Here is a 13,376-nt window from a genome sequence, read left to right as displayed (position 1 = left end):
TATTACTGCAGGGTAAGTTTAATTAACCTCTGGAAACAGTACTACCCTGTCGAAATGAAAAAAAACACACCATTATGATAGGGTTCATCTAGAAACTTCTGCTTGCAAACATCTTTAAACTCTAGTGTAAAGCGGCTTTTTTAAGCCTTTTTGCGTTTGGGCATTAGCTTTGTTGCCTTGCTGGCAAATAAATTTAAAAAATTATGTTTCTCATTATTTTAGGTATGCTTATCGTTGTGATAAGCTTTTTTGTGGTCAACGGCAATAGTCCTTTGGCAAGGTTTAAAGGTGCAATACGCATTATTGGTTTTGTGGTCATCTTTTTAGGTGCAGTTACGTCAATGCTCAAAGTAATTGATGCCGGTGATGTTGGTGTAAAGACATTGTATGGTAAGGTTGACGATGATGTGCTCCACAGTGGGCTGAATGTGGTTAACCCCTTGGTTGATGTGACTACGTTCGATATCAGGACCCAGAACTATACCATGTCTGCGGTGCACAATGAAGGAAATAAAGAAGGTGACGATGCCATTAGAGTACTATCTGCCGACGGACTGGAAGTGGTCATCGATCTTTCTGTATTGTTTAAGGTGAAACCTAGTTCTGCCCCCAAAATCCTTGCTACTATTGGAACAGATTATGTAGACAAGGTGGTAAGGCCAATTACCAGAACCGCCATTAGAGACAATGCGGTTTCTTACGATGCTGTTGCCTTGTATTCCCTAAAACGAGAGGAATTTCAACAAAAAATCTATCAAACCATTGCACGAAGCTTTGCTGGGCGTGGTCTTGAACTTGAACAGTTACTAGTCAGGAATGTTACCTTGCCAGCATCGGTTAAGGCTGCCATAGAATCAAAGATCAATGCAGAACAAGAGGCACAAAAAATGACTTTTGTGCTCCAAAAGGAAAAACAGGAAGCAGAACGTAAGCGGGTAGAAGCTCAAGGTATTGCCGACTATCAGCAAATCCTCTCGACTGGATTGAGCGATAAACAATTGCAGTATGAGGCCATCAAGGCACAAAAGGAAATTGCGCTTTCACCCAATACTAAGATTATCATGTTGGGTAATGGTAAAAACCCAGTGATCATTGGAGGGAACTAAGAACTTCAGATGCAGATGGTTTTAATCCACCTGCATTTTTTTTCTAACCACTTTCCAATTAATCCATTGTATGGTTGAGGGCGATAATGGCAGTAGCAAAATGTTGTCGATCTATAAGGAATTGGATATTTACCTTTCTAAGGGCTATGCCTGCACTTTTGATGTTGATACCCTTTTCAGCTAAAGTAGCTGAACACTTTGACAATAAACCTGGTTGGTCAATGTTCGAACCTAGCAGGCAGACCATCGCAACTTTTTCGATGGTGACTAGGCTGAATTTTTGGCGCAGCTCCCCGACGAGCCTTTTGCTATAGTGCTTTTCCCATATCACGATGGAGATGCTGTTGGCGCTTGTGACCTTAAAGGTGTAACTAATGTTGTATTTAACTAATAATTGCATGATCTCTAGATCGCTGCCAACGTTACCAACCATCGACGGGTCATAAATATCGAGCATTAGGATCTTATCGGTGCCTGTGATAACCTCGACCCTTTTATAGGGACATACGTACCCACTAGTAATCAATGTTCCAGGGTGGGCGGGATCAAAAGTGTTTTTTATCCTCAGAGGGATGTCTTTTGACTCAAGTGGTTTAGCCGCCCTTGGGTGGATGGCTTCCATACCGACATCTGCCAGTTGTCCGGCGATATCGTAGCTAGTATAACAGACTGGGCTGCAGTTTTCTTTTCCAACCAGAACTGGATCTGCTGTAGAAAGATGGTATTCCTTGTGGATGATGGCTTCTTTAGGCAATAGTATCTCAGCAATCTTGCTGAACGTAATCTCTGAGTAGCCACGGTCAAATTCTCGCATAATTCCTTCGGTTCCCTTTACATAACCGGTAACTATACAGATGTTGTTTTCAAAATCAATTCCTTTAAAGGCATGTTTGATACGCTGGTCTATTGACAAAGCCCTATGATCTCCAAAACCTCCAAGATCTATCAGTTTGCAACTAATGCCTTTATTAGTTAGTACCTTACTGAGGTTAAATGCCGAATGACTTTCTCCGATAGAGGCTAAGATCTCTCTTGCGGCCTGCAGTATACTTTCTCTACTTACATAACCAGAAGCAAGGATATTGGCTAGGTTGGCTAGGTACTTTTCTCCCTCATCTATATGTCTATCAATGAAATTGTTAGCTGCTTCTAAGTCAAGGCCTAATGGTACATATCTTCTGTTGATTTCTTTTAAGGACTTGAGCAAGTTGTTAAGCAAGCCATGAAAGTCCTGATGCTTTTTGATTCGATGGTATACGCCTGGAATTCCAGTTCTCTTGTTCTCAAGCAACATATCGGTTACGCCGGCAAAGGCCGAAACAACAAATACTCGATTATAGAGCCCAGTTTCTTTTCGTTTATAGTAGATAATGTTATCAATTACCTCCTTCATAGCGGTCATTGAGGTTCCGCCTATTTTTTCTACGGTTAGCATATTTGTGTTTATGTGTTTCTGAGGGGTGATGCCATAAGTATGCCGTTTAGCAATGCGTTGTAGGAAATCCATTGCTGCAAGTTCTAATTAGGATATTTTTCTTTTAGGTGAGCTTTTACTCCTATCAACTGAGCTTTCATATCGGAAATAAACCTATCAAAATGGAAGGGCACATAATTTAGTGTGGTGGGCTGGAAATTTATTTTGTCTCTTTTTTTTATTTAAACATAGATTTTGGATGATGCGCTACAGAAGGGCACCTGTTTTGTAAATGCTGTGGCATGAAAACTAAAGAAAAATGAATAACCAAATGATTTTTGTGCGCAACGCAACGCCTGATGACGTACGTTATGCAGATGAAATAATAGTAGAGACTGAAAAATCTGCCATTGCTAGAGGATCGGGCATTGCGAAGCGTTCCCCAGAAATGATTGCAGAAAAAATCAACAGCGGCCGTGCTGTGATCGCTGTTACTTCTAATGACGAATGGGTTGGATTTTCCTACTTTGAGACTTGGGAAAATGGAAATTTTGTTTCCAATTCAGGGCTAATCGTTGCACCCAAGTTTCGAAACTCTGGCGTTGCCAAGAGCATCAAGCAAAGGATTTTCCGTATGTCACGTAGGATGTTCCCTAATGCAAAGATATTTAGTATTACCTCCGGGAGTGCAATCATGCGCATGAATTCACAGCTTGGATTTTCGCCAGTGGGTTTCGAACAAATTACCCATGATCCCAATTTTTGGGAGGGCTGCAAGAGTTGTGTCAATTATGACATCTTGAAACGCAAACATTGCTGCAATTGCCTTTGCACTGCCATGCTTTTTGATCCAGCACAGTTACAGAACAAACTTTTGAACTCAAATCAAGTATTACAGACCCAAACCTATTCTCATGAAAACTGACCACCTTGAAATCCCGATGAACCAAGACCTTAACCACTTATATAGCCAAGCGTTCCACTTGTTAGAAAAACTGATTGCAACCCCTTCATTTAGTGGGGAAGAATTGGCTACTGCTGATCTGATCGAATCATTTTTTTCCAGCCATAAGGTACAGACCTTAAGAAAACACAATAATGTATGGGCTTACAACAAGTATTTCGACCTTCAAAAACCAACCATTCTCCTCAATTCTCACCATGATACCGTAAAGCCAAATGGCCAGTATACCAATGATCCCTTCTTGCCAATTGTAGATGAGGAAAAGCTCTACGGTTTAGGTAGTAACGATGCTGGTGGTGCTTTGGTTTCGCTGATGGCCGCATTTATCTACTTTTATGAACAGCAAGGTCTGCCCTTCAATATCTGCATAGCTGCTACCGGTGAAGAAGAGACCTCTGGAGAGAATGGAGTCAGGAGTATTCTTTCTGAGCTGACACCCATTTCTTTTGCCATAGTAGGTGAGCCTACCCAAATGCAGATGGCCATTGCCGAAAAGGGCTCGATGGTGATCGACTGTTTGGCCAAGGGCCGCTCGGGGCATGCTGCTCGGGAAGAGGGCGACAATGCAATCTATAAGGCGATGAAAGATATTGAGTGGTTTTCCAGCTTTAAATTCCCAATTCAAGATAACCTTCCCGATCCTGTAAAGATGACAGTAACTCAGATTAATGCAGGAATCCAGCACAACATTGTTCCTGGAGATTGCAGTTTTACTGTGGATGTTCGCTTTGACCATAATTATACCCAAAGGGAGATATTGAACATGGTGATTAATCATACCTCTGTTATGCTAAAGGTTAGGCCAAATGTGCTCCAGCCATCTAATATTGACCTTTTGCACCCTGTTGTGGTAGCAGGGATAAGCCTTGGTAGAAAGACCTATCTTTCGCCAACCAGCTCTGATCAGGGTTGGTTAGATATGCCATCAGTAAAGATGGGGCCCGGGTGTTCCTCTCGATCTCATACTGCTAATGAATTTATTCTAATCGAAGAAATTGAAGAGGGAATAGATATTTATATCAATTTGCTCCAAGCGCTGGTACCTATTGTTGGAAAATTAAACACAATAGGGGTTAGTAACATACCTCCAAGGTTTACAATTGTAGATGGTTTGAAGAACTAACGTTATATTTGCTGCAATACATCACATTTGTTATGGAACACATTGTACTCATCATTGACGATGAAAGTAAGATTAGAAGTTTGCTTTCTCGGATCATCGAACTCGAAGGATTTAAGGTTCTCCAAGCTGCTACGGCAAAAGAAGGCTTAAAACTGTTGAGCCTAAACGAGGTAATGGTAGTGCTTAGTGATGTTAAGCTCCCTGATGCCAATGGTATCGAACTGGTTGCAGAAATCAAAAAGATCAGGCCATACGTTGAAGTAATCAATCTTACGGCATTCGGAACCATTGCTGATGGCGTAACCGCAATGCGCAATGGTGCTTTCGATTATATTACCAAAGGTGATGACAACGACAAGATTATCCCACTTTTGCATAAGGCATTGGAAAAGGCAAAGCTGCAAGTTAGGGTTTTTGATCTTGAAAAAAGGGTTGGTTTAAAGCATAGTTTCGACAGCATAATAGGAAATTCTCCTGCAATTAAGGAAGCGATTAGCTTGGCTCAAAAGGTTGCAGTTACTGATACTACGGTATTATTGCTCGGTGAAACAGGTACGGGCAAGGAGGTTTTTGCGCAGGCAATCCATTATGGTAGTCCGAGACGGAATAAACCTTTCGTTGCATTAAATTGTAGTGGCTTTAATCCGGAGTTGTTAGAGAGTGAACTATTTGGTTACAAAGAAGGTGCATTTACTGGTGCCAATAAGGATAAAAAGGGACTGCTAGAGGAAGCCAATGAAGGGACCTTATTCCTTGATGAAATTGGCGAAATGAACATCGATTTGCAGGCGAAGTTACTTCGGGTGCTAGAAAACCAAACTTTCATTAAAATGGGAGGTACACAAACCAGTAAGGTGAACGTTCGGATTATAGCTGCAACAAATAGAGATCTGAAAGAAGAATCAGACAAAGGTAATTTCCGTTCCGATCTTTATTATCGCTTGTCGGTTTTTGCAATCTTGCTTCCAAGTCTTTCCCAAAGAAAAGGTGACATTGTTTTGTTAGCAAAACATTACCTGAAAGAATTTTCGGCTAAGGTGAATCGAAATGAACTTTCTATGGACAAGTCTTTTATAGATTATTTAAATAATCACCACTGGAAGGGTAATATTCGTGAACTCAAGAACATTATAGAGCGAGCTGTAATACTAGCCAACGGCGAGGTTATAGGTGCTGATTTATTACCCTATGAGTTTAACAACAGTGTGAATGATTCTGGAGGTTCAATGGAGATGGCAATTATAGAAAAACAGCACATTGTTAGAGTGCTTAACCATACCAGAGGCAATAAAACTGAAACTGCAAGGCTATTGGGGATAGGACTAACTACACTTTATAGAAAGATTGAAGAATACCATATCTCCTAAAATTTTCCTCCCTTCTCGATATGAAAAAAACCCTTCCATTTTGGAAGGGTTTTTTTGTTTGTAGGTAAATATTAACTAAATTTTTTATTTTAATCAATTGTTTATCAGGTAGTTAATTGTAAATTTATTTTATTGGTATATTAGTTGGTATTGGGGATTAAAAACAATTCACATTATGATGATAATCCTATTTCTCTTTTTACTACTGCTCTGTTGGGTAGTGTACAAATCAATCGATTGGTTCGAAAAAATCTAAAGCCCATGATCACATTATTCATTATCTCAGTACTTGTATTCCTGTATATGGTTTACGTACTCATCAGACCCGAAAAATTTTAACTGTCGCTCCCATCGAGCATTAAAAATTAAAACAATGAACACAGAATTACTTGGCATCATTGCCACCTTCCTAATTACCTTAGCGATTGCTGTCCCTTTAGGAAAGTACCTCGCTAAGGTATTTGCAGGGGAAAAGGTATGGACGGATTTCCTTAAACCGCTCGAAAACGGAATTTATAAGCTTTCTGGAATCAATACCAAAGAACAGATGAACTGGAAGCAACACTTGAAAGCGCTATTGACCATTAATTTGTTATGGTTAGTTTACGGCTTTTTCGTACTGATCTTTCAGGATAAATTGCCTTTCAATCCCGATGGTAACCCAGGCATGACTCCTGATTTAGCATTTAACACCATTATAAGCTTTGTGGCTAACTGTAATCTTCAACATTATTCTGGCGAAAGCGGTGTAAGCTACCTTACACAACAATTTGTGCTGATGTTCCTTCAGTTTGTAAGTGCAGCTACAGGAATTGCAGCTGCGGTTGTATTATTTAAGGCGTTTAGGGACAAGACCACAACAGCACTAGGAAATTTCTGGGAGTTTTTTGTTAGGTCGATTACCCGTTTGTTATTGCCACTATCGATTGTTGTAGCACTAATATTGACCTTTAATGGTACCCCAGCAAGTTATGAGGGCAAGGACCAGTTCATTTCGATGCAAGGCGATACGGTAAATGTTTCACGCGGTCCTGCCGCACAGCTGATTGCGATTAAACATCTGGGCACAAATGGTGGTGGCTATTTCGGTGCTAACTCTGCACATCCTTTTGAAAATCCGAGCTACTTTACGAATGTTGTTGAGCTTGTTGCTCAGGTAATCATCCCCATGGCCATGGTAATTGCATTCGGGTATTTCATCCGCAGAAGAAAACTGGGCTGGACAATCTTTGGGGTGATGACTATTGGACTTTTCTTATTGCTGATCCCGATGCTGAGTTCCGAACTCGGTGGTAATCCTGCACTGGCCAAAATGGGTATTGCCCAGACTACCGGTGCTATGGAAGGGAAGGAGGTTCGTTTCGGACCTGCAGCCTCTGCCTACTGGTCTACGGTTACGACCATCATATCTACCGGTTCAGTAAACAGCATGCACGACAGTACCATGCCCATGTCGGGCACATGGCAGTTGTTGGGAATGATGATCAATGCATTCTATGGCGGTTGTGGAGTTGGACTGCTCAATTATTTTATATACCTGATCATCGCTGTATTCATTTCAGGGCTAATGGTGGGAAGGACTCCTGAGTTTCTGGGCCATAAGGTCGAAGCTAGAGAGATCAAGATTGCCGCAATCATCACCTTGCTGAGTCCGTTTCTGATCTTGGTGGGAACTGCGATTTCGAGTTACATTTTCACCAACTATGGGGATGCGGCCTGGGCAGTTCAGCCTAAGGCTTGGTTAAACAACCCTGGTTTCCACGGTTTTTCCGAGATGCTCTATGAAATGACCTCGTCAAATGCGAACAATGGCTCTGGATTTGAAGGTCTTGGGGATAACAATATTTTCTGGAATCTATCAACGGGTATCTTGATTTTTCTTGGCCGTTTTCTTCCAATCATTGGTCCGATTGCGATTGCAGGCCTGCTTGCTTCTAAAAAGTTCATTCCGGAATCTGCTGGTACGCTAAAGACAGATACCAAGACTTTTGCCTTGATGACCTTTGCGGTGATCTTGGTGCTGAACGCCCTATCTTATTTCCCTGCACTGGCCCTAGGCCCGCTCGCAGAATATTTTACCATGCTTAAATAATAACGATAATGAAACCCAATAATAAATTATTCGAACCTGCTTTGGTGCAGACTGCGCTGAAACAATCCTTTATCAAACTCGACCCACGAGTAATGATCAAGAACCCGGTAATGTTTACCGTGGAGATTGGAACTTTGATAATGGCCTATGTTACTGTTTATTCAATCGGTAACCAAGGACAAGGCTCACCTCTATATAACTTCTTTATCTTTCTGGTACTGCTATTGACCGTACTGTTTGCCAATTTCGCAGAGGCAATTGCCGAGGCAAGGGGAAAGGCACAGGCAGACAGCTTGCGCAAGACCCGTGAGGAAACTCCTGCCAAAGTGATATTAGAAAATGGAAAAACAGAAGTACGTTCTTCTAGTTCACTGAAAAAAGGAGATGTTTTTTTATGCGAAACCGGTGATACCATTCCCACAGATGGAGAGATCATCGAAGGGATTGCCACCATCGACGAATCAGCAATTACTGGTGAATCAGCTCCAGTAATCAGGGAGTCTGGAGGTGATAAATCTTCGGTAACTGGTGGTACAAAGGTACTTTCAGACCAGATCAAAGTAAAAGTAAGCACTGAGCCGGGTGAAAGTTTCCTTGATAAGATGATTGCCCTTGTAGAAGGTGCCTCACGTCAGAAAACACCTAATGAAATTGCATTGACTATTTTGCTTGCTAGCTTTACCTTGGTGTTTATCATTGTGTGTGTAACGCTTAAACCATTTGCTGACTATGCAAATACGCCGATTACCATAGCTGCATTGATCTCTCTTTTTGTTTGCCTAATCCCAACCACAATTGGTGGTCTTTTATCGGCTATCGGTATTGCAGGAATGGATAGGGCGTTAAGAGCTAACGTAATTACCAAATCTGGTAAAGCGGTTGAAACAGCTGGCGATATTGATGTATTGTTATTGGATAAAACTGGTACGATTACCATTGGTAACCGTAAGGCCACCAATTTTTATCCAACAGCTGGAGTAATTATTAAAAAGTTTACTGATGCCTGCGTATTAAGCTCGCTATCTGATGAAACACCAGAGGGAAAATCAATTATCGAACTAGCTAAAGGCGATGGTCATATTTTTTTGGAAACCGCACCTTCTGGAGCAGAATTTATCAAGTTTACAGCTGAGACTCGTTCGAGTGGAATAAATACGCCAGATGGTAGAAGAATTCGCAAGGGGGCTTTTGATTCGATTAGAAATATTGTATTGCAAGCAGGAAACAGCTTTCCTATGGATATTGAGGATGAGGTGAAAAAAATCTCTTCGAATGGCGGAACTCCGCTGGTTGTATGTGAGAATGAGCAAGCCTTAGGTGTAATCGAGCTACAGGATATCATTAAACCTGGCATCAGCGAACGTTTTGAACGCTTGCGTAAAATGGGTGTAAAAACAGTGATGGTAACTGGAGATAATCCACTAACCGCTAAATACATTGCTGAAAAAGCTGGTGTTGATGATTTCATTGCAGAAGCAAAACCAGAAGACAAGATGAACTACATTAAAGATGAGCAAGCACTTGGTAAATTGGTAGCGATGATGGGCGACGGAACAAATGATGCTCCTGCACTAGCGCAAGCTGATGTTGGCGTGGCCATGAACAGTGGAACACAAGCCGCAAAAGAGGCTGGTAACATGGTAGATCTTGATAATGATCCTACCAAACTGATTGAGATTGTTGAGATTGGAAAACAGTTACTCATCACTCGTGGTACATTAACGACTTTTTCAATTGCCAATGATGTGGCCAAATATTTTGCAATCGTACCAGCATTGTTTATAGCATCTATCCCTGCTTTACAAAGCTTGAACATCATGGGGCTTCACAGTCCAGAGAGTGCTATCATGTCTGCAGTGATTTTCAATGCGATCATCATTCCGATTTTGATCCCATTGGCACTGAAAGGTGTTGCCTATAAACCGATAGGTGCTACGGCACTGCTCAGAAGAAACCTTTTCATCTATGGTATAGGTGGCGTGGTGGCTCCATTTATCGGTATCAAATTAATTGATTTATTAGTCGGCCTTTTTGTTTAGGTCCTAAAATTAAAGAAAATGAAAAAATATATCATTCAATCCATTCGCTTAACACTCGTACTCATCGTACTGTTATGCATATTATACCCACTAAGCATTGCCTTGGCCGGAAAATTCTCTAAAGGAAACGGTGATGGTGAAAAGATCACCAAAAACGGAAAGGTAGTGGGATATGCGCTGCTTGGCCAGTCGTTTACCAGTCCGGAATATTTCTGGGGTCGTCCATCGGCAGTTGGCTACAATGCAGCAGGTTCAGCAGGTTCGAATAAAGGACCCTCAAATGAGGACTACCTGAAATCGGTTTCCGACCGCATCGATACCTTATTGAAGTATAATCCGACCATTAAGAAAGCCGACATCCCAGCAGATATGGTAACTGCTTCGGGAAGTGGTCTTGATCCGAACATCTCTGAGCAGGGTGCCATTATCCAGATTAAAAGGATTGCAGCCATTCGTAAAATAGATGAGCGTAAAATTACCGAATTAGTGGTTAAACACACTGACGGTCCCTTTTTAGGGTTGTTCGGACCAAGCTCGATAAACGTCCTCAAATTGAATATTGCACTAGACGAACTTAAATAACACTTATCCATTCGGAGGGCTTGCCATTTGTCAGAGCGTTTGCCAAAACAAGATTATTGGTAGGCCCGCCGAAAAGGATTTAATATCAAAATAAATATACATACAAGTAATGAACACCAATATGAAAAGAATACTATTTAGCGCAATGGCTTTAGCCACATCCATTTATTCCTATGCCCAAGAAATACCAAAAATCAAAGTTACAGGCTACCTTGAAACCTATTACGGCTATGATTTCAATGAGCCGGTGAATAACAATAGACCTGGGTTTGTTTATTCTCATAACAGACATAATGAAGTAAACCTAAACCTTGGATTTATCAAGGCAGCCTATGATAGTGGGAAAATCAGGGCAAATGTAGCATTGATGGCTGGTACCTATACCAATGCCAACCTTGCAGCAGAACCTGGTGTGCTTAAAAATATCTTTGAGGCAAATGCCGGAATCAAGCTGAGCGAAACACAGAACATCTGGGTGGATGCGGGTATCTTTTCTTCACATATCGGATTTGAAAGTGCAATCTCAAAAGATTGCTGGGTACTAACTAGGAACATATCATCGGAAAATACGCCGTATTATGAATCAGGAGCTAAGGTTACCTATGGTTCTCCAGAAGGACAGTTTACAGCCGCGCTGTTCTACCTTAATGGATGGCAGCGTATCAACCGTGTTGATGGCAACAGCAAGCCAGCGGGAGGAGTTCAGTTGACCTACAAACCAACTGGAAAATTAACATTAAACTATAGCAATTATCTAGGAAAAGAAGGGATAAATGCAGTAGCTGTAACCAGATTATATCACAACTTTTATGCGATTGCTCAGGTAACGGATGAGTTTGGGATAACCGCTGGATTTGACTATGCCACCCAACAGAAAGTAAAGGGACAGTCGGCAAAAAGCGAGATCATTTCTCCCGTGCTGATTGCGCAATATAAGTTCGATCCGAAATTCACTGTTGCTGCAAGGGCAGAATATTACAAGGATAAGGATGGTGTCTTTATCGCTACAGGAACGCCAAACGGTTTTAAAACGATGGGATACTCTATGAACCTAGATTATGCGCCGATAAGCAATGCGGTGGTTAGATTGGAGGGAAAAGTATATGATAGCAAGGATAAGGTGTTTACAAGAGACCTAGGTTTGGTTAATCACAATGCAACAATTACTGCAAGTATTGCGGTGTCGTTCTAAATAATTAATAAAGCGTTCCCTTTTAAAAGGGAATGCTTTTGCGATATGCAATTAGTTTTGGAAATCCTGATCAGCGTTTTGTTAGTGCTTATTGGCATTTTGCTGATGAAGAAAAGAAAAAAGGTTTAATATCCTTAATGATGATACCTATTAAAAAAGAGAATAAAAAAGCAAGGACCATTGTGTTATTGGTTATTTTAGCAGCACTGATCTTGGGTGTTGGAATGTTGGTTAATAACGGGACAGTGATACTCAAATGGTAAATTAATCTATCATGGAAGAGAACAAAGAAGAATCGGTACGTAGGTTTCTTGACCTTGTTAAAAAGTCTAGACGGGGCAAGCTGAAGATCTATATCGGTATGAGTCCTGGTGTGGGCAAAACCTACCGGATGCTTCAAGAAGCTCAAGCACTTTTACGCAATGGGATAGATGTCTGCATCGGTTATGTGGAGACACACAAAAGAGTAGAGACCGAGGCGCTTGTTGTGGGTCTTCCAATAGTGGCAAGGAAAAGTATCTTCTATCGCGGAAAGTCACTAGAAGAAATGGATGTGCAAGCAATCATCAACCGCCATCCCGAAATAGTTATAGTAGATGAGCTTGCCCATACCAATGCCGAAGGCAGTAAGAATGCCAAGCGTTGGCAGGATGTTTATGATATACTTGAAGCTGGCATTAGTGTGGTCTCAGCGGTGAATATTCAGCATTTGGAAAGTATTAATGAAGATGTGCAGCAGATTACTGGGATTACCATTACCGAACGCATACCAGACAAGATTTTAGAAATAGCGGATGAGATTGTAAATATAGATCTTACAGCCGATGAATTGGTGACAAGGCTAAAGGAAGGGAAAATCTATGATGAGAGTAAGATAGAAAAGGCATTGGCAAATTTTTTCCAATCTGATAAGATCTTGCAGCTTCGCGAACTTGCTTTAAAGGAAGTTGTTCATCAGGTGGAACGCAAGATCCATATCGAAATTCCAAAATCTATCAAGCTCAGACCTGAAAAGTTCTTGGCCTGTATTTCATCAAACGCCGACACCGCCGGAATCGTGATTAGAAAGACCGCAAGGTTAGCCTCTTATTACCATTCGCCGTGGATTGTGCTGTATGTACAGAGCGACAGCGAGAGTTTAGATAAGATTAAGCTCGACAAACAACGCCACCTGATTAACCACTTCAAGTTGGCAACAGAACTTGGGGCAGAGGTGGTAAAAGTGAAGAGCAACAACATTACTCAGGCAATTATGGATATGGCAGCCGAACGGGAGATTACCACTATCTGTATTGGAAAACCACATCTGAATATTTTCCAGGTCATCTTGCGAACGGCAATCTTTAACCAGTTGCTGCGGAACTTGGCGGCCAAGGAAATTGATATGGTCATTTTGTCTTAAATTAATGCATCAAATACTAATTTCACTACCTAAAATATTAAAGATGATACCATCATAATTTATCAAATTCAAAAGAAAAAATCATGATCGCTTCA

General features: G+C 41.2%; 12 protein-coding genes. 11 read left to right on the top strand and 1 reads right to left on the bottom strand.

Going from position 1 to position 13,376, the window contains the following annotated elements; all coding sequences use genetic code 11:
- Positions 1–203 precede the first annotated feature (203 nt).
- The gene (locus tag EZ428_RS08245) at positions 204–1,106 is read left to right on the top strand and encodes a prohibitin family protein (RefSeq protein WP_131552678.1); all 903 of its coding nucleotides are present in this window, start codon (positions 204–206) and stop codon (positions 1,104–1,106) included.
- 58 nt (positions 1,107–1,164) lie between these two features.
- Here EZ428_RS08245 and EZ428_RS08240 read toward each other — a convergent pair whose 3' ends face one another.
- On the bottom strand, positions 1,165–2,541 hold the full coding sequence (locus tag EZ428_RS08240) for an aspartate kinase (protein ID WP_131552677.1): 1,377 nt from the start codon (positions 2,539–2,541) through the stop codon (positions 1,165–1,167).
- Between the two features lie 298 nt (positions 2,542–2,839).
- Between EZ428_RS08240 and EZ428_RS08235 the strand changes: the two genes are divergently transcribed.
- The 10 genes from EZ428_RS08235 to EZ428_RS08190 all read left to right on the top strand — a co-directional run bounded on the left by EZ428_RS08235 (position 2,840) and on the right by EZ428_RS08190 (position 13,281).
- Positions 2,840–3,445: a GNAT family N-acetyltransferase gene (locus EZ428_RS08235; protein ID WP_131552676.1), complete on the top strand. Its 606-nt coding sequence runs from the start codon at positions 2,840–2,842 to the stop codon at positions 3,443–3,445.
- Positions 3,435–4,607 carry a M20/M25/M40 family metallo-hydrolase gene (locus EZ428_RS08230; protein WP_225871023.1) on the top strand — a complete coding sequence of 391 codons (1,173 nt, stop codon included), beginning with the start codon at positions 3,435–3,437 and terminating at the stop codon, positions 4,605–4,607. The genes EZ428_RS08235 and EZ428_RS08230 overlap by 11 nt, the downstream gene beginning before the upstream one ends.
- 32 nt (positions 4,608–4,639) lie before the next feature.
- Positions 4,640–5,974 carry a sigma-54-dependent transcriptional regulator gene (locus EZ428_RS08225; RefSeq protein WP_131552675.1) on the top strand — a complete coding sequence of 445 codons (1,335 nt, stop codon included), beginning with the start codon at positions 4,640–4,642 and terminating at the stop codon, positions 5,972–5,974.
- Positions 5,975–6,235: 261 nt separating this feature from the next.
- The gene (gene kdpF, locus EZ428_RS24355; protein WP_131553369.1) at positions 6,236–6,313 is read left to right on the top strand and encodes a K(+)-transporting ATPase subunit F; all 78 of its coding nucleotides are present in this window, start codon (positions 6,236–6,238) and stop codon (positions 6,311–6,313) included.
- A 34-nt stretch (positions 6,314–6,347) separates the two neighbouring features.
- Positions 6,348–8,066: a potassium-transporting ATPase subunit KdpA gene (gene kdpA, locus EZ428_RS08215; RefSeq protein ID WP_131552674.1), complete on the top strand. Its 1,719-nt coding sequence runs from the start codon at positions 6,348–6,350 to the stop codon at positions 8,064–8,066.
- Between the two features lie 8 nt (positions 8,067–8,074).
- Complete coding sequence (gene kdpB, locus EZ428_RS08210; RefSeq protein WP_131552673.1) at positions 8,075–10,105, top strand: potassium-transporting ATPase subunit KdpB; 2,031 nt, start codon at positions 8,075–8,077, stop codon at positions 10,103–10,105.
- 18 nt (positions 10,106–10,123) lie between these two features.
- The gene (locus tag EZ428_RS08205) at positions 10,124–10,687 is read left to right on the top strand and encodes a K(+)-transporting ATPase subunit C (RefSeq protein ID WP_131552672.1); all 564 of its coding nucleotides are present in this window, start codon (positions 10,124–10,126) and stop codon (positions 10,685–10,687) included.
- 121 nt (positions 10,688–10,808) lie between these two features.
- Positions 10,809–11,879 carry a porin gene (locus EZ428_RS08200; protein ID WP_131552671.1) on the top strand — a complete coding sequence of 357 codons (1,071 nt, stop codon included), beginning with the start codon at positions 10,809–10,811 and terminating at the stop codon, positions 11,877–11,879.
- A gap of 32 nt (positions 11,880–11,911) precedes the next feature.
- A complete protein-coding gene (locus tag EZ428_RS08195; protein ID WP_131552670.1) occupies positions 11,912–12,142 on the top strand; it encodes a hypothetical protein in 231 nt (76 codons plus the stop codon).
- 11 nt (positions 12,143–12,153) lie between these two features.
- On the top strand, positions 12,154–13,281 hold the full coding sequence (locus EZ428_RS08190) for a sensor protein KdpD (RefSeq protein ID WP_131552669.1): 1,128 nt from the start codon (positions 12,154–12,156) through the stop codon (positions 13,279–13,281).
- The last annotated feature ends 95 nt before the right edge of the window (positions 13,282–13,376 follow it).

This window comes from Pedobacter frigiditerrae (assembly GCF_004331645.1).
Classification (GTDB): domain Bacteria; phylum Bacteroidota; class Bacteroidia; order Sphingobacteriales; family Sphingobacteriaceae; genus Pedobacter; species Pedobacter frigiditerrae.
The sequence above is the reverse complement of the archived record's forward strand: the minus strand, read 5'-3'. Positions and strand labels throughout refer to the sequence as shown.

Excerpts from the sequence above, each read along its gene's own strand:
- EZ428_RS08245 (WP_131552678.1), top strand. The coding sequence starts at position 204 with ATGTTTCTCATTATTTTAGGTATGCTTATCGTTGTGATAAGCTTTTTT.
- EZ428_RS08240 (WP_131552677.1), bottom strand. The coding sequence starts at position 2,541 with ATGCTAACCGTAGAAAAAATAGGCGGAACCTCAATGACCGCTATGAAG.
- EZ428_RS08235 (WP_131552676.1), top strand. The coding sequence starts at position 2,840 with ATGAATAACCAAATGATTTTTGTGCGCAACGCAACGCCTGATGACGTA.
- EZ428_RS08230 (WP_225871023.1), top strand. The coding sequence starts at position 3,435 with ATGAAAACTGACCACCTTGAAATCCCGATGAACCAAGACCTTAACCAC.
- EZ428_RS08225 (WP_131552675.1), top strand. The coding sequence starts at position 4,640 with ATGGAACACATTGTACTCATCATTGACGATGAAAGTAAGATTAGAAGT.
- kdpF (WP_131553369.1), top strand. The coding sequence starts at position 6,236 with ATGATCACATTATTCATTATCTCAGTACTTGTATTCCTGTATATGGTT.
- kdpA (WP_131552674.1), top strand. The coding sequence starts at position 6,348 with ATGAACACAGAATTACTTGGCATCATTGCCACCTTCCTAATTACCTTA.
- kdpB (WP_131552673.1), top strand. The coding sequence starts at position 8,075 with ATGAAACCCAATAATAAATTATTCGAACCTGCTTTGGTGCAGACTGCG.
- EZ428_RS08205 (WP_131552672.1), top strand. The coding sequence starts at position 10,124 with ATGAAAAAATATATCATTCAATCCATTCGCTTAACACTCGTACTCATC.
- EZ428_RS08200 (WP_131552671.1), top strand. The coding sequence starts at position 10,809 with ATGAAAAGAATACTATTTAGCGCAATGGCTTTAGCCACATCCATTTAT.
- EZ428_RS08195 (WP_131552670.1), top strand. The coding sequence starts at position 11,912 with ATGCTTTTGCGATATGCAATTAGTTTTGGAAATCCTGATCAGCGTTTT.
- EZ428_RS08190 (WP_131552669.1), top strand. The coding sequence starts at position 12,154 with ATGGAAGAGAACAAAGAAGAATCGGTACGTAGGTTTCTTGACCTTGTT.